Genomic DNA, 22,280 nt, shown 5'->3' with positions numbered 1-22,280 from the left:
TGTATGTATAGACATTCGACTGCAGTGCCCAATGCCTGAAAAATAAATACGAGTAAAAATAAAATGTTTAAACCTTTTGTACAAGGCAACGAGTCTCATGCCATTCATGATTTGACCCTTGAAAATGACACAGACTGCGTCAGTATTTATGGCAATTTACAACTCACCAAAGACCAAGCTGGCCTAGCTGCGGCCAAAGCATTGCAGGCGTATCTGAATGCCATTGTGCAACAGCTTGAAAGTGAAGCTCAGCTTCCTGAGAAAATTGAACGTCCGCAGTCGGGTGAAATTGACAATCCGTTTTTATAACATAAGTCTATCTATGTTCCATGTGGAACAATAACAAACCCTACAGATTGTAGGCTTTGTTATTAATGGGGAGAGAAAAAATTAATCCTCTTTTTCTAAAATTTTATAAATAATAGCGCCGATAATGGCACCGACAATCGGAGCAACCCAGAACAACCAGAGTTGGCTTAAAGCGGCTGTTTCAGCAAATATTGCAACACCTGTACTTCGTGCAGGGTTAACCGAGGTGTTGGTCACAGGAATACTGATCAGGTGAATCAAGGTCAAAGCTAAACCAATGGCAATCGGCGCGAAACCAGCAGGCGCACGCTTATCTGTGGCGCCCATAATCACGATTAAGAACATTGCGGTCAGTACAATTTCAATCATTAAAGCGGAGATTAAGGAGTATTTTCCTGGTGACAGTTCGGCATAACCATTGGTCGCAAAGCCTCCTGTACCGGCGAAACCAGCTTGTCCTTGGACAATCAGGTATAACACCCAAGCGGCTAAAACTGCTCCGACCACTTGGGAGACCACATAGGGATCAGATCTTTGGTATCAAAACGTCCACCGACCCATAAGCCGACACTGACTGCAGGGTTAAAGTGACCGCCAGAGATATGTCCAAGTGCAAAGGCACCCGTTAAAACGGTTAAACCAAAGGCAAGTGCAACGCCAAGAAAGCCGATGCGCAACTCGGGAAAAGTTGCTGCAAAAATGGCACTGCCACAGCCTCCGAAGACCAACCAAAACGTTCCGATGAATTCAGCAAGATATTTATTCATAATGCGCTTTTTGTAGTTATTGATGTTTTATTCGCATAGAACTTTATATCTAACGAGAAAATACTCGTTTTTCAATCAATTTAACAAAAAAAGCATGACATCCTGATGACGTGGATTAAACAGGTCAGATTTTAGTGAAAATGCTGAATACGCCACTGCTGAGGTGTGACTTGTGTCCAGTGTTTAAAGGCACGTTGAAAAGCACTTTGTTCAGAGTAACTCAGCAACAGTGCAATTTCCTGTAAGCTGAGGTGTGGATCTTTTAAGTATTGCTCCGCCAAAATACGTCGAACTTCTTGCATCCGCTGTTGGTAGGTCGTGCCTTGTTGTTGTAAGTAACGTTGCAGCTGTCGGACTGAAAAATTCAGTTGCCGAGCAATATGTTCAATTTGATATTGGTTTTTTTGTAGCCCCGTTAAAATCGCATGCTGTAGGCGCTGGTCGATTTGGGTGGAGTTGGGAAGTTTTTCCAGTAAAGCTTCGGCCTGCTGTAAGAGCAGTTTTTGCAGGGTTTGATCACCTTGCTGAAAGGGCATGGATAATTCGCTGAGGGGAATCATCATCATCGGCCGGCTTTGAGAGAAGCGAACTTTACAATTAAAATATTGCTCATACAGTGCCGTATTTTTCGGTGTAGGGTGAGTAAAATGAACCTCGCTGAGCTGGATGTCTTCATGGGCGACAAAGTGCTTCATAAACTGAATGATCAGCGCCATTGCCACTTCATTGCTGAGTTGTGTGGTCAGTTCAATCGGCATCTCCACCCAACCAAAGCATAGATTTTCACCTTCAATTGCAACATATAGTGAACTGCCATCATAAATGAGGCGATGAAAGTCATGATAACGGGTGAGCGCCTCGCCTAAATTTTCGCAGGACAGCGCAATATAGCCCAAAATGCCTAAATGCTTGGGCTGTACATACTTTGCAATCTCAAGTCCGAGCGCAGGGATGTGCAGATGGCTGTCAAGATCATTCAGTAACTCTAACCATAGGGCATAATCAAAACGTTCTAAGTTCTGTGCTTTTTCAAGCTGTTCAGAAATTGGGTAGCCCACGGCTTGGCAATAGGCATAGAGTAAATGCCCCAGTCCACCGTAGACAGAACCTGTGTAATCTTTGAAATGTTGCATTGATTGGCTCTATTGTTCTTGTCGTAATTTGTCAATGAATTTGAATGCTAGGGTCAATATTTAGCATAGTTTCCTCATTATATTCAATCTGAATATAGGAGGAATTTGCCATGTGGAAAGGTTTTGTCGCAGGACTGGTGGTTGCCAATGCGTTTGAGTGGGTTGCACATAAATATATTTTGCATGGAACACACCGTGCTGGAAAGCCACGCTATAGCCCCGTGCCTGACAGCATGAAATCGCATTGGGAGCATCACCGAGAAGTGCGGAAAACCACATTTCACGATCATGGTTATGTTGAAGGTTGGAGCAATTGGCGTACCAAAAATGAAATCGTGTCACTCGCTGTCGTGGCGGGTGTGTTTGGGACATTATTTTATCCTGTCTCCAAAGGCATGACGTTGTCTGTGTTGTACAGTGCAGGAAATTATTACTACATCCACCGCCGTGCGCACTTAGAGCCAGACTGGGCAATGCGTAAGATTCCTTGGCATTATGATCATCATATGAACTCTAATCAGGATGCCAACTGGTGTGTGACCAAGCCGTGGTTTGATTATATTTTAGGAACGCGGGTCATTTCCTCGTTGGATTTGCAAGAGCAAAATCCGTTGGGTATTGCTTTACCTCAAGTGGTGCCGGATAAGCTCACCCAGTGGGTCAATCAGGTCTTCCCTGCAAAATGGGTTAAGGCACCTGAAGCGATTCCACTGAACTCAGCGCAGACGACTGAAACGGTTGCAGGATAACTGAATGGGTATTTTGTCGTGATTTGTCAATAATATTGGTGTGTATTGTCAATATTTCGTCATTTGAACATTCTATAGTAAAGCTGTTGATGAGCTGAAATCATCTCATGAGCACTAGTACGTCATTTTTCATTTTCCAGTTTAACAAGTCAATGTTGTCGTTATTCTAGGTTTATAGGGAGTCGCAAGACTCCCTTTTTTTATCTCAAAAATTGAGAGCATAAGTTCGGTCAAAAGCCAGCGAGCATTCTAAACTTTAACATCTAATGCATAAACGACAGTACTGTTCGATTTAGCATTAGCTCAGCTGTACCGAAGACAGCGTAATTGAGTCTATTAATTTGCCTGCTTTTTGAAGCCTGTTAAAATATAGCGATCCATTTCATCGGTATAGTCAGGGGAAAACTGAAAGCAAACATGCTCGTTGATGTTTAAGGTTTTGAGATCAGGGAAGCTTTGTCTGGCACGCGGACTATTGCTAAATAAAAAAGCTTGTCGATCACTCTTAAAGTAAAAAACTTTTTCAGTACTAATGTTGTGCCGTCGATAATGAGTGACCTCCGACCATTGTGTAAAAATACCACAAGCCCGAATTTGATCAGGTGCAATCAGCGCTTTTTCATAATAGTGTTTAAACTGGTATTTGCAGAAGCTGATATAGCTAAACAGGCATAAACCAAGGAGTAGCAGTACAGCCAGCATAGCAAAAGGGCGTTCAACATATTTCTTCATCAACAGAATGAAAACAAAACAGATCAATAGACCACAAATAAATAAGATTAGCTCTAAGTGATACATTTTTTCTCATCTTTAAAATGATAAAAAGAGTACTCGAAAGCACTCTTTTCATAGGTTTTACGGTTATGGTCTGTTTATAGACGCATTTCGATGCCTTGATCTGCAAGATATTTCTTCGCTTCAGGAATGGTGTGTTGTCCAAAGTGGAAAATCGAAGCAGCCAGTACAGCGTCTGCGCCACCTTTTAAAATACCATCGGCCAAGTGTTGTAAGTTACCGACACCGCCCGAAGCAATGGTTGGAATAGTCACGCGGTCATTGATTTGACGCATTAGCTCGAGGTCATAACCTGCTTTAGTACCATCGGCATCCATCGAAGTAATCAGCAGTTCGCCTGCACCAAAGTCGGCCATTTTCACGGACCATTCAATTGCATCAATACCGGTTGGTTTACGGCCGCCATGGGTAAAAATTTCCCATTTATTCTCGCCCGTTTTTTTTGCGTCAATGGCAACCACAATACATTGTGCGCCAAAGCGTTGCGATGCTTCTTGTACAAATTCTGGGTTAAACACCGCTGCTGAGTTAATGCTGACTTTGTCCGCGCCAGCATTGAGTAAGAGACGAATGTCTTCAACTTTGCGAACGCCACCACCGACAGTTAAGGGAACAAAAACCGTTTCAGCCATACGTTCAACCGTACGATAAGTCGTGTCACGACCATTCGAAGTTGCGGTAATGTCTAAGAAGGTAATTTCATCAGCACCTTGTTCGTTATATCGACGTGCTACTTCTACTGGGTCACCTGCATCACGAATATCAAGGAATTGAACACCTTTCACTACACGACCGTTGTCTACGTCGAGGCAAGGAATAATACGTTTAGCTAGCATAATTTTTTCCAAAAATAACAGCCGATTATGAAACTTCGCGACTTAGATGCTACACCTTAATAGTCGGAGCGGGTATTCTATCAAACTTATGTAAGTTTTTTTGCAGGTTTTATATGTCGGTTTATACCACTTTGACTTTACAGGAAGTTCAGGCGTTTGCAGCACCTTATGGACTTGAGGTAATCGATCTGATCCCAATTCAAGGCGGTATTCAAAATACGAACTATTTTATTGTGTGTGAAAATGCTGTGCAGTATGTATTGACTGTATTTGAAGAAATGGATGAACAGGGCGCAGGCGAGTTGGTTCCTGTGCTTGAGCATTTAGGTCAGGCTGGTTTAGTGGTTCCTGTACCTTTAAGTCACTCAGGCAAAGCCATTCATAGTTTAAAAGATAAACCTGCCCAAATTGCCCCACGGATGATGGGCAAACATCCCATGCCTGCGACCCTTGAGCAAGCCGAGGCGATTGCGGTTGCACAAGCGCAAATGCATGTCGCACTGCAAGATTTTCCACTAGAGCGTGCAGAATACCGTGACCATGATTACTGGCTCGCTGTAGCGTTACAGATGAAACCGACATTAAGTGAGGCGGATCAAGCACTACTCAATAAGTTGTTGGGGTTATATGACGCATTATCGGCGGTTTATCCGAATCGTCCAAAGGGCTTTATCCACTCGGATTTATTTCGTGACAACACTTTGTTTGAGGGCAATCAGCTCAAAGGCATTTTAGACTTTTATGAACTGAATAAAGATGAGTTCTTGTTTGATATTGCGATTACCCTGAATGATTTCTGTACCGAATATCCAAGTGTGCATTTAAATGAAGACAAAGCCATTGCATTCTTAAACGCCTATGAAAGCATTCGTCCTTTGACTGCCGATGAAAAATCTTGTCTCGAGTTGTATCTTGCAATGGCCGCTGCGCGTTTTTGGATGATGCGTTTACAAGTGGCACAAAAAAATGCAGAACAAGGCCGTACGGGGGATGACATTTTGCAGAAAAATCCTGCCGAAATGCGTAATATGGTGATTGACCGCCTAAAATTTGTAACTGCTTAAATAGGAAAGAAAAATGCGTGACCAAGGACGACTCGTTGAATGGTTTGATGAAAAAGGCTATGGCTTTATTCAGCCCAACGATGACAGCAAAGATCGCGTGTTTTTACATATCAAGGACTTTGCGCGGCAAGGTCCTCGTCCTATTTTAGGCTGTGCGTTGGAATACAATGTGATTGTGGATGCGCAAGGGCGTTATCGTGCACAGCAAGTCAGTTATTTAAAAGCATCACAAACCCAAAAGAGTCGTACCTCAAAAGTCTCACCGAAAAAGACCGAACAGGGTCAACGCTGGAGTCCAATGCAAATTGCGTCGGTGGCATACATCGTGTTTTTGGCGCTATTGGTATTGTTGGGGCGTTTGAGTGGATTAGTGCTGCTGTTGATTAGTGTGATGAATGCGGCCAGTTATTGGTTCTATGCGCAAGATAAAGAAGCTGCGCAAAATGGACAGCGCCGTGTACCTGAAAACACGTTGCATCTCCTTTCATTTTTGGGCGGTTGGCCTGCAGCATGGTTAGCGCAGCAAAAGCTACGACATAAAACACAAAAACAACCGTTTAGAAAGATTTACTTTTGTACAATTCTATTCAATATTCTTTTAATTTTATGGCTTATTTCTCCTTTCAATAGTTTGCCTATTTAAAGTTCAAGCCCACTTTATGAGGGACAATATGAATTATTCAGTCGATCAAGATCCGAATCGTAGTCTGACTTTTATTCTTTATATTTTGTATATCGTTGCGATTTTTTCCGCAGGCATTTTAGCCATTATTGCTTTAGTGATTAATTATGTGAAGCGTGGCTCTGTGCATGGTTCCATTTTTGAGAGCCATTTTACTTGGCAGATTCGCACCTTTTGGTGGTATTTGATTTGGAACGTGATTGCCTTTGTGCCATTTATTTTCTTATTCTTTACGGGTGAAAATACCACCGCTTTCGCAGGTGTCGCACTTGGTGCTTCAACCTTCTGCGTGTCTGTGATTGGGTTGTCATGGGTGTGGATTGTATATCGTGCCATTAAAGGCATTATTCGTTTAAATGACAATCAACCGATGTATCAATAACAAGTGATGGGATTTAAAAAGGGCTGTATGCCCTTTTTTTAGGTCTGTATCTTTTGGGATGATATTTATGCACCGAGATGAACCAAGCTGATGCAGCAGTATGTCTATTTTTGCGCAGGCTTTTAAAAAGTACCTTACTAAATTGAATTTCAATCTTTACTTTTTTATATTAATAAATTTACTTTTTTAATATTTATAACTTACATTTTTATTGATAGGTAATTACTTTTTTAATAATTATAATTTACATTTTTAATAAATTAACCTTACATTAATGTACATTTATTTATATGAATAAATGCGTAGAGAATATTATTAAAAAATAGCCTTTTTTGACTAAGCGTAGAATCTTCCGCGACGACGTTTTAGCCCCAAAACATGGATGGCGCGAACCAAAACTGCATAAGAAACAGAATAGCCAAAGTGTTGTTCAAAAAGTGGAATTAAATCGCTAATATTCTGAAATTTTGTATTTTTAACAAATACTTGAAATTCATTCCAGTCTTTAATATGGCTAGGTGCTCCACGATTTTTCGCTGCTTTTGGAGACAAGCTACCTGTTTCCTCTTCGAGCTTAATCCATGCGTCTAAGGTCACACGAGAGATGTTAAATTCCTTGCAAACGGCAACCTTATAATCCGTGAGTTTATAGCGTTGAATCGCTGCTTTTCGAGTTTCTAAATCGTACTTTGGCATTTAATTTAATATTTTTAAAATAGCGAAGCTGTTATTATATGGCATAGTTGTTGCAAAAACCAAAATCACTAGATTAAAAAATGAAAGATGGTGATTTCGGTGAAAAATGCAGATTTTTCTTTAAAGAAAATGTCACTATGGCAAGTGGTCATTATTGGTGTGGCCTATATGACCCCGATGGTCGTGTTTGATACCTTTGGGATTGTGTCTGGGATCACCGATGGGCGTGTGCCATTGGCTTATATTTTGGCGTTGGTTGCAATGTTACTGACCGCATTTAGTTATGCACGTTTTAGCCGAATCAGTGGTGACTCAGGTTCTGCCTATAACTACACGGCACAGTCGTGTGGAGCCAAAGCCGGCTTTTTTGTCGGCTGGTGTTCACTGCTAGATTATATTTTGTTGCCTTTGGTGAATGCCTTACTGGCAAGTATTTACTTAGAAGCTGTGATTCCGAGTGTGCCGTATTGGCTATGGGTAGTTCTATTCACGGGTTTGGTTACGCTGATTAACTGTTTCCGAATCAACATTTTGGCGAATTTAAGTCTGTTGTTTGTACTTTTACCCTTACTGCTGATGGTTTTATTTATCTATCTAGTCATTCAAGGCGTGGGTTCTGAACAAGGCTATGATCATGTACTGACTTTAGCCCCGCTGTTTAATGGAGACAGTTCTGTTTTGCCTTTGATTGCGGGTGCATCGATTTTATGTTTTTCATTTTTGGGTTTTGATGCGGTCACGACCATGTCCCATGAAACCAAAGATCCGCAAAAGAATATTCCACGTGCCGTGCTGCTTACCACGTTGCTCGGGGGCGGAATTTTTATTAGTGCCTCATGGTTTATCCAGCTGTATTTTCCAAGCAATGTGCGTTTTAACAACCCTGACGAAGCCTTACCTGAAATTGTCCTCTATGTGGGGGGAGCACTTTTCCAAGCCGTATTTTTATGTGCCCAAATCATGAATACCTTCGCTTCAGGTTTAGCCACCCATGCCAGCGCTTCACGTCTGATTCATATTATGGCGAAAGATGGCATTTTTCCCAAAGCAACCTTTGGGCAGCTCCATGCAAAATTAGGTACGCCACTTTATGCCGTCTTAAGTATTGGCCTGATTTCGCTATCGGCCATTTTTCTAGATCTTGCGACGGTGGTCAGCATGATTAGCTTCGGTGCTTTGATTGCCTTTACGGCGGTGAATTTCTCAGTTTTTGTGAAGTTCTATCTGTTGGAAAAACAAACCCAAGGCATTAAAAACAAATGCCTCAATTTGATTCTTCCCTTGTTATCTGTATTGGTGATGCTTTGCCTTTGGGTCAATTTAGAACGAAATGCGCTAATTTTTGGTTGCTCTTGGCTGGTGATAGGCATTGGTCTATTTATTTATAAGAAATTGAAAAGACAAAACATTGTGATTGGAAATGCATATTAAACCCTGCATGAAAATGAGATAGATATTGAGTGTGAATGAAATGAAGATGAATAAACCGACATTTTTAGACGACGTTGAATACAAAGCCAGTTCTGCGGCACAAAGTGGTAAAGAGTGGAATTGGTTGAACCCGCAGTGTGCTGCGTTTAGTCATCCAGCCAATTACTACGAAAGCTCGTTACAAGTATGGCATGAGTTTGAGCCTTTAAATGCGGATATCGAATGTGACGTGGTCGTGATAGGCGGTGGCTTACTGGGAGCATCGGCTGCACTGCATTTGTCGGAGCAGGGTGTCGATACGGTCTTGGTTGAAAAAAACCGAGTGGGCAGTGCCGCCTCAGGGCGCAATGGTGGGCAACTCACACCGGGATTGGCACGTTGGGAAGCCGAAACCATGATTGAGCACTTCAGCTTTGAAGAGGCTAAAAAGTTATGGCACTTTACCTCAACGGAAGCGATGGCTTTGATTGATAGCATTACTGAAAAATATGGCTTAGATGTGCAACGTAAACGTGGACACTTGACGGCTGCGGTACACCCTGGACATTTAGATGCACTGCATGAAGGGATGAAAGCACGTCAGTATTTAGATGAAAAAAATACCTCAATGCTGACCCAAGATGAATTACGTGAGCATGTGCAATCCGACAACTATTTTGGCGGTCAGTTGGATCAACTTGGGGGGCATATTCATCCTTTAGCACTGACGCGTGGTTTGGCTTATGGCTTTTGCCAAAACGGCGGCACGATTTATGAACAGACGGAAGTACAGTCAATCCAAGAACGTGCCGATGGTATTTATGTGACCACAGCCCAAGGCGTGATTAAAGCACGTAAAAGTGTGGTAATGGGTGTACATCATGCCTCATTTAAACTATTGGAAGAACGCAATCAAACCACCATTCCTTTTTATACTTATGTGTGTACCACTGCGCCTTTAGCATTAGATTTGAAAGAACTTTTGCCGACGGATCTGCCAGTATACGATACCCAGTTTCAAATTGACTACTACCGCGGGGTTTCTAAAAATCGATTGTTATTTGGCGGTGAAGGCACGGGTTCGTGTTGGAGTCCTGAACAAACGCATGACTATTTGCTAGGGCGTATTCAACACGTATTTCCTCAGTTAGAGCAAGTCCAGCTTGATTTTGTGTGGAGTGGTACGACAGATTTAACCGTTAATGGCGCCGCGGATAGTCGCAAATTTGGCAGCCAATACCCAATCTATGCTGTTCAGGGGTGGAGTGGACATGGTGTTGCGCAAACGGTGCGTATTGGTAAAGCCATTGCCGATGATTTCTGCGGTGAAAGTGATGACTTTAATATGTTGACCCGTATTCAACATCAGAACATTCCTTTTGGGCGTGCACTGGCGCCGTTGGTCATTCCAATAGCCAAAAGCATGTATGGAATTGGAGCAATGATTAATCCGGGCAAGATGGTGTCATTCTAACCACCTGACCATACTGCTGAATTGGGGGCTATTGATCACTCGATTCAGCAGTTTTTTCGTTTCGGAGATAGGCTAAAGTTGTTCGAGGTTCTTTTTCGACTTCAGCAGTTTCGGTTTCCATTCACTAATCATAATGCCAAAGACCACTAAAAGTCCGCCCAACAAAGCCAGTGGTGCTAAGCGTTCTCCTGCAAGACGCCCAAACAGTGCTGCCCATACAGGCTCTCCTGCGTAAATAATCGCTGCTTGAGATGGATTGACTGAGCGCTGTGCCCAATTCATTACATATTGAATCACGGCACTGGCAAGACCCAAGCCGAGTGCGATACTCAGTAAAGGCCATGAAAAGTCTGGAATGCGGTGTTCACCTGCCAATGGCATGGCTGCAAAGGCGAGCACAGAGGCAACTGCCAGTTGAATGACCGTCACTCGACCAATGTCGACTGTTGGGGCAAAATAACCAATCAGGATAATTTCCATCGCTATAGCAATTGCACCGAGTAGGGTTAAGGTCTGGCCAAAGTTCAGTGAAATTGAATTCAGGCTATTGCCTGTAAGTAAGACTAAGCCCATGAACGCACAGAGCGCACCAATCCAAATCATAAAATGGGGCACTTTACGAAAGATTAACCATAATAGTACGGGTACTAGGGGTACATACAGTGCAGTTAAAAAGGCAGACTCACTGCTACTGACTGTTTGTAGTCCGACCGTTTGTGTGCCATAGCCAATAGTGACCATACAGCCAATGAGTGCACCTGCCCACAAGTCCTGTCGGGTAATATGTTTTAAATGTTGATAGGAAAATAAGCCAATAATTGTCGCGGCGCAGGCGAAACGACAGCCCACAAAGAACATGGGAGAGCTGAAATTTAAGGCGTATTTCACAGCTAAGAAGGTGCCGCCCCAAATAAAGGTAATTAAAATCAGTGCAATGACAGGCGCTTTAGAGCCGAGCTGAGTATTCAACATAAAAGAACTGGTGTGCAATATATTGCACATAGCTTGTCATGCTTTGTTTTTGTGTGCAATATATTGCTCAATGTTTTTTTGATTTATCTCTATGAAGTCTCCTGCGGTACTACAACACGTCAGTCAAAATGTGCGTCATTATCGAAGTTTAAAAGGCTTGAGCCAGCAACAACTGGCGGATTTGGCTGGTTTAAGCCGTCGTATGGTGGCTGGAGTTGAATCAGGGCAGGACAATATTAGTTTGGCGAAACTCAGCTTGATTGCCGATGTGCTTGAGGTCGATTTTGTACAGATTATTGCTGCGCCTGAACAGCAAGGGCAAGCGGTGGTCAATATTTTGGCTTGGCAGGGTACACAAGCACACAGTGAAGCAAAATTAATGGCCTCGGCGGCAGCAACACAAAAAGTTGAACTGTGGACATGGGTACTTGCCCCAAATGAGCACTATAGTGCAGAACCCGACCCAGTCGGTTGGCGTGAGATGCTCTATGTGATGGAGGGGGAGTTAACTTTGGATTTGGCGGGTGACATGAAAGTCTTAGGTGTAGGTGAGTCGATTGTGTTTTCGAGTGCCATCGAATACCAATATATCAACCGTGGAACTGTACCGTTAAAGTTTATTCGTAATGCGATTTATTAAATAAGATGCAGATCTTACATACTGATATTTAGCGCATAAAAAAGAGGTCAAAAGACCTCTTTTTTAAATTCTACAATTAGAACGATTGTTCATCTAACAGCAATTGTGCTTCACGTAGGTTTAAACTGCCTTCATAAATTGCACGACCGGTAATTGCACCCAAAATACCCGGTTGACCTTTGAGGTTACGTACGTCATCAAGGTTGGTCACACCACCTGATGCAATCACAGGTAGGCCAGAGTATTGTGCCAGTTGAACAGTTTGCTCAACGTTCACACCTTGCATCATCCCGTCACGTGCAATGTCGGTATAGACAATGCTCGATACGCCCGCATCGGCAAAACGTTTGGCCAAATCGGTTGCTTTCACATCGGTCACATTGGCCCAGCCATCGGTGGCCACCATGCCATTCATGGCATCGATACCGACAATGATATGACCTGCAAATTTCTTACAAGCTTCTTCAACAAACTCAGGGTCTTGAACTGCCTTGGTGCCAATAATGACAAAAGACACACCTGCTTCTAAGTAGTGTTCGATAGTTTCTAGTGAGCGAATACCACCGCCAATTTGAATTGGCAGTTCAGGTTGCGCACGAGCAATGGCTTCAACCACAGGTTTATGAATTGGTGTACCAGCGAAAGCACCATTTAAATCGACCAAATGTAAGCGACGCGCGCCTTCATTTACCCAGTGCTGTGCAGTTGCAACAGGATCATCAGAAAAAACCGTATCGTCTTCCATACGACCTTGTTTTAAACGAACACATTTGCCATCTTTCAGGTCAATTGCAGGGATGATCAGCATGCTTTCGCTCCTAGCCAAATCTTAAATAAAATCAATGTCCGTCATCTTAGCAAAGTATTGGCAATTTTCTAAGCATCTGTTACAGCTTTTCATGACGACAAGGTTTTGTTGTTTTTTCTAATTCTTTGGAAATATCTTTTGGAAGTCGCTCTAAACGCCGCAATTCTTCAAAAACCAACAGCGCCGCATAGGCATCCGCAGCAGCATAGTCAACTTGTTCAGGCGTGAGCATTTTCCTTGCCCAATTTGAAGTGCTGACTTTTTTACTTTTCGGGAAGTTGAGCTGAAAGAGCAGGGCGATGGCATTTTTAATGCCGACAGGGTTGGTCAAACCAAAGCTTGCAAAGCATTTTGACAGCTCAACCACGCCTTTGAGCTCAAAACCTTTTTTGCGGAAAAGATGGGTATCATTTTTTAAACCAAAGCCCACTTTGAGCTGGTCTGGATTCGCCAAAAATGGTGCAAGGAAGCTCCAAATGGGTGGACTCATTTGAAACAAATAAGCCTGCTCGACGCTGGCTAGTTGAATTAAATGCGGACCCGTGGAGACTTCTCCCACTTGAAAGGTCGGTTTGGACTCGCTGTCAAAACCGAAGATGGAAACCTGTTCTAGTTCAGCGCGGATTGCTTCACACTGTTCAAAGTTTTGAATGACATGAATTGCTTGTTTTGGCAAATTTTGAAAACGAGGAAATTGTTGAATTTCGACTTTGCTGGGAAGGATGTGTTGAAAAGAAGAATCCATCATGCTTTGACTATGCCATTGTTGCTTAAGCCTAAAGCTTTTAGGTTGATTTAGCAAAACAGCCGACCTAGGCAGGCTGTTTTGCACGGGTGATTTTAGGACATAAAACCAGCCGCAATACCGCCGATAATTGCTAAAACGAAAATCACGATGTAAATCCATGCCAAAACGGCTTCCCAGCCTGCGGTTGGGCGTGGTGAGCCATAGCTGTTGCTACGATCATCGCCTGGTGCGAAAATCAGGTAAAGCATTAAGATCACGTTGGCAAGAGGCACCAACATCAACAGTGATAACCAGCCCGTATGGTTGCGGTCATGTAGGCGACGAATAGTAAATACAAACGTGAAGTACATCAGCGCAACATAGATCAGGATGATAAAAATCATGCCGCCACCGAAGTTGCCTGTTTCCAAGTTCACGAATGTATTAGGAAAGATGGCGATGAAAATACCAAGAATAATTGACGCTACAATGGCAAGTAGACAGTTCCATGCTAGGTATGAAAAACGTCCGAAACGACCTGCGGCATTCAGCGCAGATTCTTGTGCATATTGAGTCATAGTGACTTACCTTATCGTTGTAAATTAAGTTTTTTATAAATAAAAATGTCTAAAAAGCAGGCAAATCATAATCAAATTTGGTGACAATGAAAAGGCATCTCAGCCATCTTGAGTACACTAGTCTGCTGTAAAGCAAAGATTTTATATCTTCAGATGTATAGGAGTGAGGCACACGCCTCATTTATTTAAACTGTTTCTGATTTATTTTGAGTCTAGGTGCATCAATTTTGGATAAACAAAAGCCCAACCGAAGTTGAGCTTTTTCAATCAAACAGAGGCTGGAATAAATTAAATTTTCCATTCCACAAAGTTTTTCAGCAGTTGTAAACCTGCGGTATGACTTTTTTCAGGGTGGAACTGGGTCGCAAACAAATTTTCTTGATGAATGGCTGTGCAGAACTCTAAACCGTAGTCACAGGTCGCCGCCACAATGCCAGAGTTCTTCGGTTCAACATAAAAGCTGTGCACGAAGTAAAAACGTGCATCTTGCTCAATGTCGTTCCACATTGGATGACTCGGATCGGCTTGATGAACTTGGTTCCAACCCATATGGGGTACTTTCAAGCCGTCTACATCAGGAAAGCGTTTCACACTGCCTTCAAAAATACCGAGAGCATCCACTCCGCCATTTTCTTCAGAGCGTTGCATGAGCGCTTGCATACCCACACAAATCGCTAATACGGGCTTATTAAATGCCGCATGACGAACGACTTCATCAATCCCTGCTTCATGCATGCCTTGCATACAGTCACGCATAGCACCTACGCCGGGGAATACAATTTTATCAGCTTGAGCCACTAATTTGGGGTCATTGGTTACATCGACTGTTGCACCAACATGCTCAAGCGCTTTTGCTGCTGAGTGTAGGTTACCCATACCATAGTCAAGAAGGGCAATACGTGTCATTACAAACTACCTTTGGTTGAAGCAATGGTGTTGGTTGCACGTGGGTCAATTTCACAGGCCATACGAAGTGCACGCGCAAATGCTTTGAACACACTTTCAATTTGGTGGTGGCTATTTTTCCCTTTCAGGTTGTCAATGTGTACTGTCATGAGCGCATGGTTCACAAAGCCTTGGAAAAACTCAGAGAAAAGATCCACATCAAAACGACCAATCATGGCACGGGTAAATGGAATATCCATAAACAAACCCGGACGGCCCGATAAGTCCACCACAGCACGGCTTAAAGATTCATCTAACGGTGCATAAAAATGACCATAACGACGTAAACCTTTTTTGTCACCTAAAGCTTTAGCAAAAGCCTGTCCAAGCGTGATACCACAGTCTTCAACCGTGTGGTGATCATCAATTTCCAAGTCGCCATCACATTCAATATCAATATCAAATAAGCCATGTCGCTTGATTTGATCAACCATATGATCTAAAAAGGGAATACCTGTGTTGAGCGTGCCTTGACCCGTACCATCGAGGTTTACACGAACTCGAATTTTGGTTTCGTTGGTATTTCTTACCACTTCACTGATACGTTCTGTCATAGACACGTTCCTCAAAGACGTCAAATAATTGATGTAAAATGTTTCGCCGTAACGAAGTCACCGCATATTAGATTGCTCAGGAGGGTTTATCAATGCCTATTACCGTACACGCTTATACTTCACTGGAAAAAGAAGAGTTGCGCAGCCAGCTAGAGCGACTGTACGACACCAGTCCTGAATTTGGCGATGGGCATGATGCCGTAGAACAACTTGAGCAAAATCTAGCTCAGTATACCTTACTTTACACCGCAGAATTTAATACTAAAGTCATTGGCGCCATTTGGTGTAGTGGGCAGGGTGAAAATAAAACCTTAGAATACATCGTAGTACATCCTGCTAACCGTGGAAGAGGGGTTGCGGAGCGGCTGGTTGAAGAAGTCTGTCGTATGGAAGAAGCCAAAGGTGTGAAAGTGTTCGAGCCGGGTTGTGGTGCGATTCACCGTTGCTTAGAGCACATTGGTAAAATTTAAGCTTTTTTCAAGCAGTTTATACACTGCTTTTTTTCATGAATAGTGATGGTGATGCACTCTAAGTACAAAGAATGACTCAAAAAATGTACGAAGGGTGCTGGGTTTGCTGTAAAAGTAAACACTCAAATGATTTTTTTGAAAACGCACTTGACGCTGCTTCGCTTAAACTGTTTAATACGCGACATCGGCGTGATAGCTCAGTAGGTAGAGCAACGGATTGAAAATCCGTGTGTCCCCAGTTCGATCCTGGGTCTCGCCACCATATTCAAAATATTATTTAAAGATTTCAATCCCTGATCCCATCAGGGATTTTTTTTGACTGAAATTTATTCGATCAAATAAAAAAAGTGATGATTTTTATTGACTATTCATCCGAGATGCGGCTTAATACACGGCATCGGCGTGATAGCTCAGTAGGTAGAGCAACGGATTGAAAATCCGTGTGTCCCCAGTTCGATCCTGGGTCTCGCCACCATATTCAAAAAAGCCTCAAACAATGTTTGGGGCTTTTTTTTTGTCTTATGAAAAGTAGGATTGTATAAGATGTTGGACAACATCATGCTTTGGTTAATGGAAAATGTGCTAATTTTGAGTCAAAAATAAGACTGAGAATGGCTTATGAAGGACCGCTTTTCATCGGGAAGTCAGCTTTATCAACTCGCACGTCCAAGTTATCCAGCAAGTTTGATTCAAGAAATACTCAAGCATGTGGCGACTCCTCAATTTGCATGGGACTGTGGCGCAGGGTCGGGGCAATTGACTCAATTGTTGGCGCCGCATTTTGATGCCGTGGTGGCGACAGATATCAGTGCTCATCAGTTACAACATGCACCTTATTTTGAAAATGTCAGTTATCAGGTCCAATCCGCAGAGCACACCAGTTTTGCCGAGCAGAGTTTTGATTTAATCACGGTGGCTCAAGCCATTCATTGGTTTGATTTTGATGGTTTTTATGCAGAGGTGCGGCGGACTTTACGACCTGAAGGCATTTTTGCGGTCATTGGCTATGGTTTAATTCAGCTGCAGCAACCTGAGTTACAGGGTTGTATTGAGCGACTTTATTTTAAGACTTTGACAGGCTATTGGGATGCCGAAAGACGTTATATCGACGAGGCCTACCAAACCATTCCTTTTCCTTTTGAGGAAATAGCGACGCCTGAATTGTCGATGTCATTTCAATGGTCTGCTGCTCAATTGTTGGATTATTTAAACACATGGTCTGCACTGAAACATTATCGGGCGAAAAATTCAGATGACCCCTTATATGAGATCAAAGCATTCTTTGCGTTGGATGATTATGGGAACCAAGTCTTTGAGCTTAAATTTCCAATTTTTTTAAGATTGGGTCGTCTACCTGTATCGGCGCATTGAGTGTTTGAGCTTAATCGGCAATCAGACGTTTACCAAAGCATACGACTTCGATTTCCTCGTAACCCAGTTGCTCATAGAAGCTTTGCACGTCGATATTTTCTTTACGTACAAGCAGTTGTAGTTTGGGGCAACCTAACGCAATCAGGCGCTTCTCGAGCTGCTGTATGAGTGCAGTTGCGACCCCATTGCGTTGAAAGTGTGGATGTACTGCCAAATAATTAATCCAGCCGCGATGGCCATCATAACCACCCATCAACGTGGCGATGAGTTGTTCATCTTTAACGGCCAATAAAAATAAACCATCTTTTTGTGCGGTTTTTCTAAAAATATCAATTTCAGGGTTATTCCAAGGGCGAGTGAGGTCGCATAACTCCCAAAGTGCAATGACGTCTTCTAAATCTGTTTCGAGATAGGGGCGAATAATGAACATGAGCTTGGCATTTTTATTTTTTGGATGCGTTTAGATTAATTGAGTTTTTTTATTTTGATAAGTGTTTTATTGCACTTTTCAACAGACATAAAAAAACGCCCAATGGGGCGTTTTTTTAAAACTTTAAATTAAGCAGATTTCGCTTCTGCTTGAACAGGAAGCATATGGCCTGTTTCTTCAAAGTTAGAATGCCAAGACAAAGCTTCACGAAGAAGATGAGGTGTATGACCGCCTTTTGCACATGAGCGATCGAAGTAGTCATTTAATGCATCACGATACAGTGGGTGCGCACAGTTGTCGATAATCGCACGAGCACGTTCACGCGGTGCTAAACCACGCAGGTCAGCCAAACCTTGTTCAGTGACAAGGATGTCAACGTCGTGTTCAGCATGGTCGATGTGCGATGCAAATGGTACGATAGATGAGATGTCGCCACCTTTTGCAATTGATTTGGTTACGAAGATCGCAAGGTGTGCATTACGTGCGAAGTCACCTGAACCACCAATACCGTTCATCATTTTTGTACCACAGACGTGAGTTGAGTTCACGTTACCGTAAATGTCAAATTCAAGCGCAGTGTTGATGCCGATAATACCTAAACGACGAACCAATTCAGGGTGGTTTGAGATCTCTTGCGGACGTAAAACCAATTTATCTTTGTAGGCTTCAAGGTTATTAAATACTTTCTCGCCGTATTTAGCTGAAAGGGTAATTGATGAACCTGAAGCAAACTTCATTTTACCTGCATCAATCAATTCAAACGTACAATCTTGAAGTACTTCTGAGTACATGACGAGGTCTTCGAAGTTTGAATCTTTAAGGCCTGTAAGTACAGCATTGGCAATTGAGCCAATCCCTGCTTGTAATGGGCCTAAGTTCTTCGGTAGACGCTCTTCAGCTACTTCTTTTTCAAAGAATGCGATTAAGTGGTCTGCAATGCCTTGAGTTTCATCATCTGGTGCAGTTACTGTTGATGGAGAGTCGTGCAAGTCATTGTTGATGACGATACCTACGATTTTTGCAGGATCGATATTGATCGCGTGCGTACCAATACGCTCATCCACTTGAGTCAATGGAATCGGTTGACGTGTTGGACGGTAAGTTGGGATGTAAATATCGTGTAAGCCTTCAAATGCAGGGCTTAAGTTGGTATTGATTTCAACAATCACTTTTTCTGCGAAAATTGCGAAGCTTGCAGAGTTACCTACCGACGTTGTTGGAATGATGCCGCCATCTTCAGTAATTGCAACCGCTTCAATGATCGCTACATCTGGCTTTTTCAACTGAAGGTTACGCATTTGCTCAACAGTTTCAGACAAGTGTTGGTCAATGAACATCACTTCGCCATTGTTGATTGCTTTACGTAACGTGTTGTCCACTTGGAACGGTAAACGACGTGCCAATACACCCGCTTCAGTCAATTGCTTGTCTAGGTCATTACCTAAAGAAGCACCAGTAATTAATGTGATTTTTAAAGGATTTGTGTGTGCACGTTTAACCAATGCCAAAGGTACAGCTTTCGCTTCGCCAGCACGAGTGAAGCCACTCATACCTACAGTCATGCCATCTTCAATAAAAGCAGACGCTTCTTCTGCACTGATGACTTTATCGTGAAGTGAAGCTAAACGGATACGATCTAAAGACATGGTTTACTCTCGTTAATATTCTGGATCTGGCACCGATTGTACCGATCAAGAACGACATTGTGCATACCTGTTAGGCTAAGGTCTAATTTTTTGAAAAAATGTGGGTATAAGGGATTCTGATGATTTGTAAGTGGTTGAAATATATTTGGTAAAATTAAATTGTTGAATAGTTGAACAAAATCGTTTGATCAACTATTGTACAAAGTTTAAAAATGCTCAACCAAGGTTTGCTTTAATTTTTCGAGTGGGTTGTTGCTGGAAATTTCAGCATCTTGATTGTGATGAAGAGGCAGCGAAATAATTGCTTCAAGACCGCCTTGTTCTCGATTATGAATAGTCAGTTGACCTTGGTGAATATCAACAATGCGTTTCACAATGGCGAGACCTAAACCACTGCCTTGGACTGTTCTGGCTTCATTGCCACGCACAAAAGGCTGCATAAGTTCTTCAATTTGATCGTCAGGAATGCCTTCACCATGGTCTGCTACGCTAATTAAAATATGTTCATTTTCCACTGTTGCGGAAAGTTCAATCGGCTCAGCACCGTAGCGTTTTGAGTTATTAATCAAGTTACCAATCAGGCGTTTAAGAGACAGACTCCGTGCCTGAATAATCGGTAATTCAGCAGGTTCAAAACGAATATCCAAGGGTTTGAATTGCACCACCAATTCTTGTAATAGCATATTTAAATCGGTGTCTTGGATTTCCTCATCTGAACCGTCACGCATATAGGAAATGAACTGATTTAAGATCGCGTCCATATCTTCAACGTCATAAATCAGTCCCTCTTTTAAAAAATCATCATCGGGCATCATTTCCGCACTGAGTCGAATACGTGTCAGAGGGGTGCGTAAGTCATGTGAAATCCCCGCCAACATAATCCGGCGGTCACGTTCAGTCTGATCTAAGGTGTAGATCATGTGATTAAACGCTTGGTTGACCTCACGAATTTCTTGGGGGCCGTGATTGGTCTCTAAATACGGCGCTGTGCCTGTTTTACTATAACTGTTGGCAGCATTTTGCAGACGACGCAGCGGGCGATTGAGCTGACGAACCAAGGTTAAAATAATGGCTGCTGCAATAAGGGGTACGCCAAGCAGCCAACCGAAAATTAACTCAGGGCTGTAGTTGGCATAGGTTTTCAGTGGTTCCCGTACCCAGTTGCCGTTCATTTCAGGCGTTTGAATCCAAATGCGCGGGCTAGGTTTAAATTGGAAATATACTGTGGCATGTTCGACTTTTAATTCTTTGGCCAGCTTAGCTTCAATTTGATTGGTAAAGAACTCGGCAATCACCTTATCTTTAACATTGGGATATTCTTTGGGATCGGTGACGTATTCAATCCCGACGCGGCTTCTTAGCCAGTCATCGACATCGACTTCAGTATTTTGATGATAAATCCGTAAATCGGGGTTGTTGAGAATTTCTATTTCAACAGCAAGATAACGAGCATGTTGTTGAATTTCTGGAAGATATAAGGTGCGCCAAAAGAACCACAAAGACATAAATAAACTGAAAAATACAATGAAGAGTACCAGTACGGTGGTGCGCATGGCAGCAGAACGCGGCTTGATTTTATCTAAAAAGCGTTCCCAACGCGTGCGTTTACGTTCTGAATACGCTTCGTAATCTGTAAATTTTTGAGGGTCGATGGGTTCGAGTTTCACGTGATTTCCTGTTTCTATGTAAGAGACATAGTTCAATGGTGACAGGTATGCGATACGCGAAAAGTCATCTGCAATTGTTCGAGGCAGGAGGTCTGGGTGTTATAAAGTTTCTGCGAGCATGATGTTGAAATGCAGAAATATGCCGAGTTTTGCAGATGACAATGGTTTTGCTTACTTTTGTCGAAACAATAGTAAGGCGAACCGCAGGTTAATCGATAAAGTTGAGCTTAACTTTAGGACTCCGTTGTGCTGATTGTTGCAACTCAGCTTAAAAAGACCGAAGCCGTATTTTTCAGTTTTGAATTATTCCGCGCCATCTGGAACGAACACATAACCCACACCCCAAACGGTTTGGATATAACGTGCACGAGCAGGGTTTTCTTCTACAAGGCGACGTAGACGCGATACTTGAACATCAATTGAACGTTCCATTGCCCCCCATTCACGGCCACGTGCAAGGTTCATCAATTTGTCGCGAGTCAAAGGCTCACGTGGATGTTGTACCAAGGCTTTCAGTACCGCAAACTCACCTGTAGTTAGGGTTACGACTTGACCTTCACGCGTGAGAGTGCGTGTTGATAAATCAAGTGACCATGGCCCAAAGCTGACCACTTCCATTTGTTGGCTTGGTGCGCCTGGAACTTCACGGACTTGGCGGCGCAGTACGGCGCGAATACGTGCTAACAACTCATTTGGATTAAATGGTTTCGGTAAGTAGTCATCTGCACCTGCTTCTAGACCTGCAATACGGTCTGAGTCACTGCCACGTGCGGTGAGCATAATAATAGGCGTATCAATATTGGATTGGCGTAGACGACGACAGATACTTAAGCCATCTTCAACAGGGAGCATGAAGTCGAGCACAATCAGTGAAAACAGTTCGCGCTGTAACAGACGATCCATTTGGGTTGCGTCATGCGCTGTTTTTACCACAAAGCCTTTATCTTCTAAAAAGCGTTGGAGTAGCGTACGTAAACGCACATCGTCATCTACCACTAAAATGCGTTCAACGCGATCTGCGTCGCTATGTACAGCATCTGTTTTTTCAGCAGGTACAACTAAACTCATTGAAGTGCTCCTTTATTCTTTATTGTCATCGTAAACAAAAGTCGGGACAGTCTTGAGTATACGACTCATTTGTATGTCTTTACTATGCTCTAAAGCAACAAATATTG

Annotated in this window: 24 protein-coding genes, 2 tRNA genes and 1 pseudogene; 12 read left to right on the top strand and 15 right to left on the bottom strand. The window is 42.8% G+C overall.

The window, feature by feature from the left end; translation table 11 throughout:
* The first annotated feature begins 63 nt into the window (after positions 1-63).
* Complete coding sequence (locus ACF8FD_RS01630) at positions 64-309, top strand: hypothetical protein (protein WP_010327684.1); 246 nt, start codon at positions 64-66, stop codon at positions 307-309.
* A gap of 81 nt (positions 310-390) precedes the next feature.
* Here the strand turns inward: ACF8FD_RS01630 and aqpZ are convergent.
* Both aqpZ and ACF8FD_RS01620 read right to left on the bottom strand, forming a co-directional pair.
* Positions 391-1,076, bottom strand: a pseudogene (gene aqpZ / locus ACF8FD_RS01625) (aquaporin Z).
* Between the two features lie 131 nt (positions 1,077-1,207).
* Positions 1,208-2,209, bottom strand: a complete 1,002-nt coding sequence (locus ACF8FD_RS01620; protein ID WP_010327683.1) for an AraC family transcriptional regulator — start codon at positions 2,207-2,209, stop codon at positions 1,208-1,210.
* Positions 2,210-2,319: 110 nt separating this feature from the next.
* On the opposite strand from ACF8FD_RS01620, the gene ACF8FD_RS01615 reads away from it, so the two are divergent.
* Positions 2,320-2,958, top strand: a complete 639-nt coding sequence (locus ACF8FD_RS01615; protein ID WP_010327682.1) for a hypothetical protein — start codon at positions 2,320-2,322, stop codon at positions 2,956-2,958.
* Positions 2,959-3,294: 336 nt separating this feature from the next.
* On the opposite strand, the gene ACF8FD_RS01610 is transcribed toward ACF8FD_RS01615, so the two are convergent.
* Positions 3,295-3,756: a hypothetical protein gene (locus ACF8FD_RS01610; RefSeq protein WP_010327681.1), complete on the bottom strand. Its 462-nt coding sequence runs from the start codon at positions 3,754-3,756 to the stop codon at positions 3,295-3,297.
* Between the two features lie 74 nt (positions 3,757-3,830).
* A complete protein-coding gene (gene hisF / locus ACF8FD_RS01605) occupies positions 3,831-4,592 on the bottom strand; it encodes an imidazole glycerol phosphate synthase subunit HisF (RefSeq protein ID WP_317112828.1) in 762 nt (253 codons plus the stop codon).
* A gap of 110 nt (positions 4,593-4,702) precedes the next feature.
* On the opposite strand from hisF, the gene ACF8FD_RS01600 reads away from it, so the two are divergent.
* From ACF8FD_RS01600 to ACF8FD_RS01590, 3 genes are read left to right on the top strand one after another with little or no spacing between them, the layout of a single operon-like run.
* Positions 4,703-5,653, top strand: coding sequence for a homoserine kinase (locus ACF8FD_RS01600; RefSeq protein WP_004978153.1), 951 nt, complete (start codon positions 4,703-4,705; stop codon positions 5,651-5,653).
* 13 nt (positions 5,654-5,666) lie between these two features.
* On the top strand, positions 5,667-6,296 hold the full coding sequence (locus ACF8FD_RS01595) for a DUF1294 domain-containing protein (protein ID WP_234304400.1): 630 nt from the start codon (positions 5,667-5,669) through the stop codon (positions 6,294-6,296).
* Positions 6,297-6,324: 28 nt separating this feature from the next.
* Complete coding sequence (locus ACF8FD_RS01590; protein ID WP_234304401.1) at positions 6,325-6,717, top strand: hypothetical protein; 393 nt, start codon at positions 6,325-6,327, stop codon at positions 6,715-6,717.
* A 336-nt stretch (positions 6,718-7,053) separates the two neighbouring features.
* Here ACF8FD_RS01590 and ACF8FD_RS01585 read toward each other — a convergent pair whose 3' ends face one another.
* Positions 7,054-7,413: a helix-turn-helix domain-containing protein gene (locus tag ACF8FD_RS01585; RefSeq protein ID WP_234304402.1), complete on the bottom strand. Its 360-nt coding sequence runs from the start codon at positions 7,411-7,413 to the stop codon at positions 7,054-7,056.
* Positions 7,414-7,542: 129 nt separating this feature from the next.
* Between ACF8FD_RS01585 and ACF8FD_RS01580 the strand changes: the two genes are divergently transcribed.
* The gene (locus tag ACF8FD_RS01580; RefSeq protein ID WP_392452959.1) at positions 7,543-8,844 is read left to right on the top strand and encodes an APC family permease; all 1,302 of its coding nucleotides are present in this window, start codon (positions 7,543-7,545) and stop codon (positions 8,842-8,844) included.
* Positions 8,845-8,884: 40 nt separating this feature from the next.
* Complete coding sequence (locus tag ACF8FD_RS01575; RefSeq protein WP_234304404.1) at positions 8,885-10,297, top strand: FAD-binding oxidoreductase; 1,413 nt, start codon at positions 8,885-8,887, stop codon at positions 10,295-10,297.
* 72 nt (positions 10,298-10,369) lie between these two features.
* Here the strand turns inward: ACF8FD_RS01575 and ACF8FD_RS01570 are convergent, their stop codons facing one another.
* The gene (locus ACF8FD_RS01570) at positions 10,370-11,269 is read right to left on the bottom strand and encodes a DMT family transporter (protein ID WP_234304405.1); all 900 of its coding nucleotides are present in this window, start codon (positions 11,267-11,269) and stop codon (positions 10,370-10,372) included.
* A gap of 91 nt (positions 11,270-11,360) precedes the next feature.
* On the opposite strand from ACF8FD_RS01570, the gene ACF8FD_RS01565 reads away from it, so the two are divergent.
* Positions 11,361-11,909, top strand: coding sequence for an XRE family transcriptional regulator (locus ACF8FD_RS01565; protein WP_184117962.1), 549 nt, complete (start codon positions 11,361-11,363; stop codon positions 11,907-11,909).
* Between the two features lie 76 nt (positions 11,910-11,985).
* Here ACF8FD_RS01565 and hisA read toward each other — a convergent pair whose 3' ends face one another.
* The 5 genes from hisA to hisB form a co-directional block, all read right to left on the bottom strand.
* Positions 11,986-12,717, bottom strand: a complete 732-nt coding sequence (gene hisA, locus ACF8FD_RS01560; RefSeq protein WP_159152670.1) for a 1-(5-phosphoribosyl)-5-[(5-phosphoribosylamino)methylideneamino]imidazole-4-carboxamide isomerase — start codon at positions 12,715-12,717, stop codon at positions 11,986-11,988.
* A 79-nt stretch (positions 12,718-12,796) separates the two neighbouring features.
* Entirely contained in the window at positions 12,797-13,465 is a 669-nt protein-coding gene (locus ACF8FD_RS01555; protein ID WP_279678829.1) for a 3'-5' exonuclease domain-containing protein 2, read from the bottom strand.
* A gap of 92 nt (positions 13,466-13,557) precedes the next feature.
* Complete coding sequence (locus ACF8FD_RS01550) at positions 13,558-14,022, bottom strand: DUF805 domain-containing protein (protein ID WP_004978134.1); 465 nt, start codon at positions 14,020-14,022, stop codon at positions 13,558-13,560.
* 288 nt (positions 14,023-14,310) lie between these two features.
* Positions 14,311-14,928 (bottom strand): imidazole glycerol phosphate synthase subunit HisH, encoded by a 618-nt coding sequence (gene hisH, locus ACF8FD_RS01545; RefSeq protein WP_234304407.1) that lies wholly within the window; start codon positions 14,926-14,928, stop codon positions 14,311-14,313.
* Positions 14,928-15,521 (bottom strand): imidazoleglycerol-phosphate dehydratase HisB, encoded by a 594-nt coding sequence (gene hisB, locus ACF8FD_RS01540; protein ID WP_058951612.1) that lies wholly within the window; start codon positions 15,519-15,521, stop codon positions 14,928-14,930. Before hisB ends, hisH begins: the two co-directional genes overlap by 1 nt.
* A gap of 92 nt (positions 15,522-15,613) precedes the next feature.
* Between hisB and ACF8FD_RS01535 the strand changes: the two genes are divergently transcribed.
* From ACF8FD_RS01535 to ACF8FD_RS01520, 4 genes are all read left to right on the top strand, one after another.
* On the top strand, positions 15,614-15,991 hold the full coding sequence (locus tag ACF8FD_RS01535; protein WP_004691552.1) for a GNAT family N-acetyltransferase: 378 nt from the start codon (positions 15,614-15,616) through the stop codon (positions 15,989-15,991).
* Between the two features lie 186 nt (positions 15,992-16,177).
* Positions 16,178-16,253, top strand: a tRNA-Phe gene (locus tag ACF8FD_RS01530).
* Between the two features lie 137 nt (positions 16,254-16,390).
* A tRNA-Phe gene (locus ACF8FD_RS01525) sits at positions 16,391-16,466 on the top strand.
* Between the two features lie 143 nt (positions 16,467-16,609).
* Complete coding sequence (locus ACF8FD_RS01520) at positions 16,610-17,362, top strand: class I SAM-dependent methyltransferase (RefSeq protein WP_234304408.1); 753 nt, start codon at positions 16,610-16,612, stop codon at positions 17,360-17,362.
* Between the two features lie 10 nt (positions 17,363-17,372).
* Here the strand turns inward: ACF8FD_RS01520 and ACF8FD_RS01515 are convergent, their stop codons facing one another.
* From ACF8FD_RS01515 to ompR, 4 genes are all read right to left on the bottom strand, one after another.
* Complete coding sequence (locus tag ACF8FD_RS01515) at positions 17,373-17,792, bottom strand: GNAT family acetyltransferase (protein WP_005401378.1); 420 nt, start codon at positions 17,790-17,792, stop codon at positions 17,373-17,375.
* Positions 17,793-17,920: 128 nt separating this feature from the next.
* A complete protein-coding gene (locus tag ACF8FD_RS01510; RefSeq protein WP_004978127.1) occupies positions 17,921-19,438 on the bottom strand; it encodes an acetyl-CoA hydrolase/transferase family protein in 1,518 nt (505 codons plus the stop codon).
* Between the two features lie 206 nt (positions 19,439-19,644).
* Positions 19,645-21,105, bottom strand: a complete 1,461-nt coding sequence (locus ACF8FD_RS01505) for an ATP-binding protein (protein ID WP_078425529.1) — start codon at positions 21,103-21,105, stop codon at positions 19,645-19,647.
* A gap of 303 nt (positions 21,106-21,408) precedes the next feature.
* On the bottom strand, positions 21,409-22,173 hold the full coding sequence (gene ompR, locus ACF8FD_RS01500; RefSeq protein ID WP_004691545.1) for a two-component system response regulator OmpR: 765 nt from the start codon (positions 22,171-22,173) through the stop codon (positions 21,409-21,411).
* Between the last annotated feature and the right edge of the window lie 107 nt (positions 22,174-22,280).

Source organism: Acinetobacter sp. TYF_19 (assembly GCF_043105125.1).
GTDB lineage: Bacteria > Pseudomonadota > Gammaproteobacteria > Pseudomonadales > Moraxellaceae > Acinetobacter > Acinetobacter johnsonii.
This window is presented reverse-complemented; position numbering and strand designations above follow the sequence as displayed.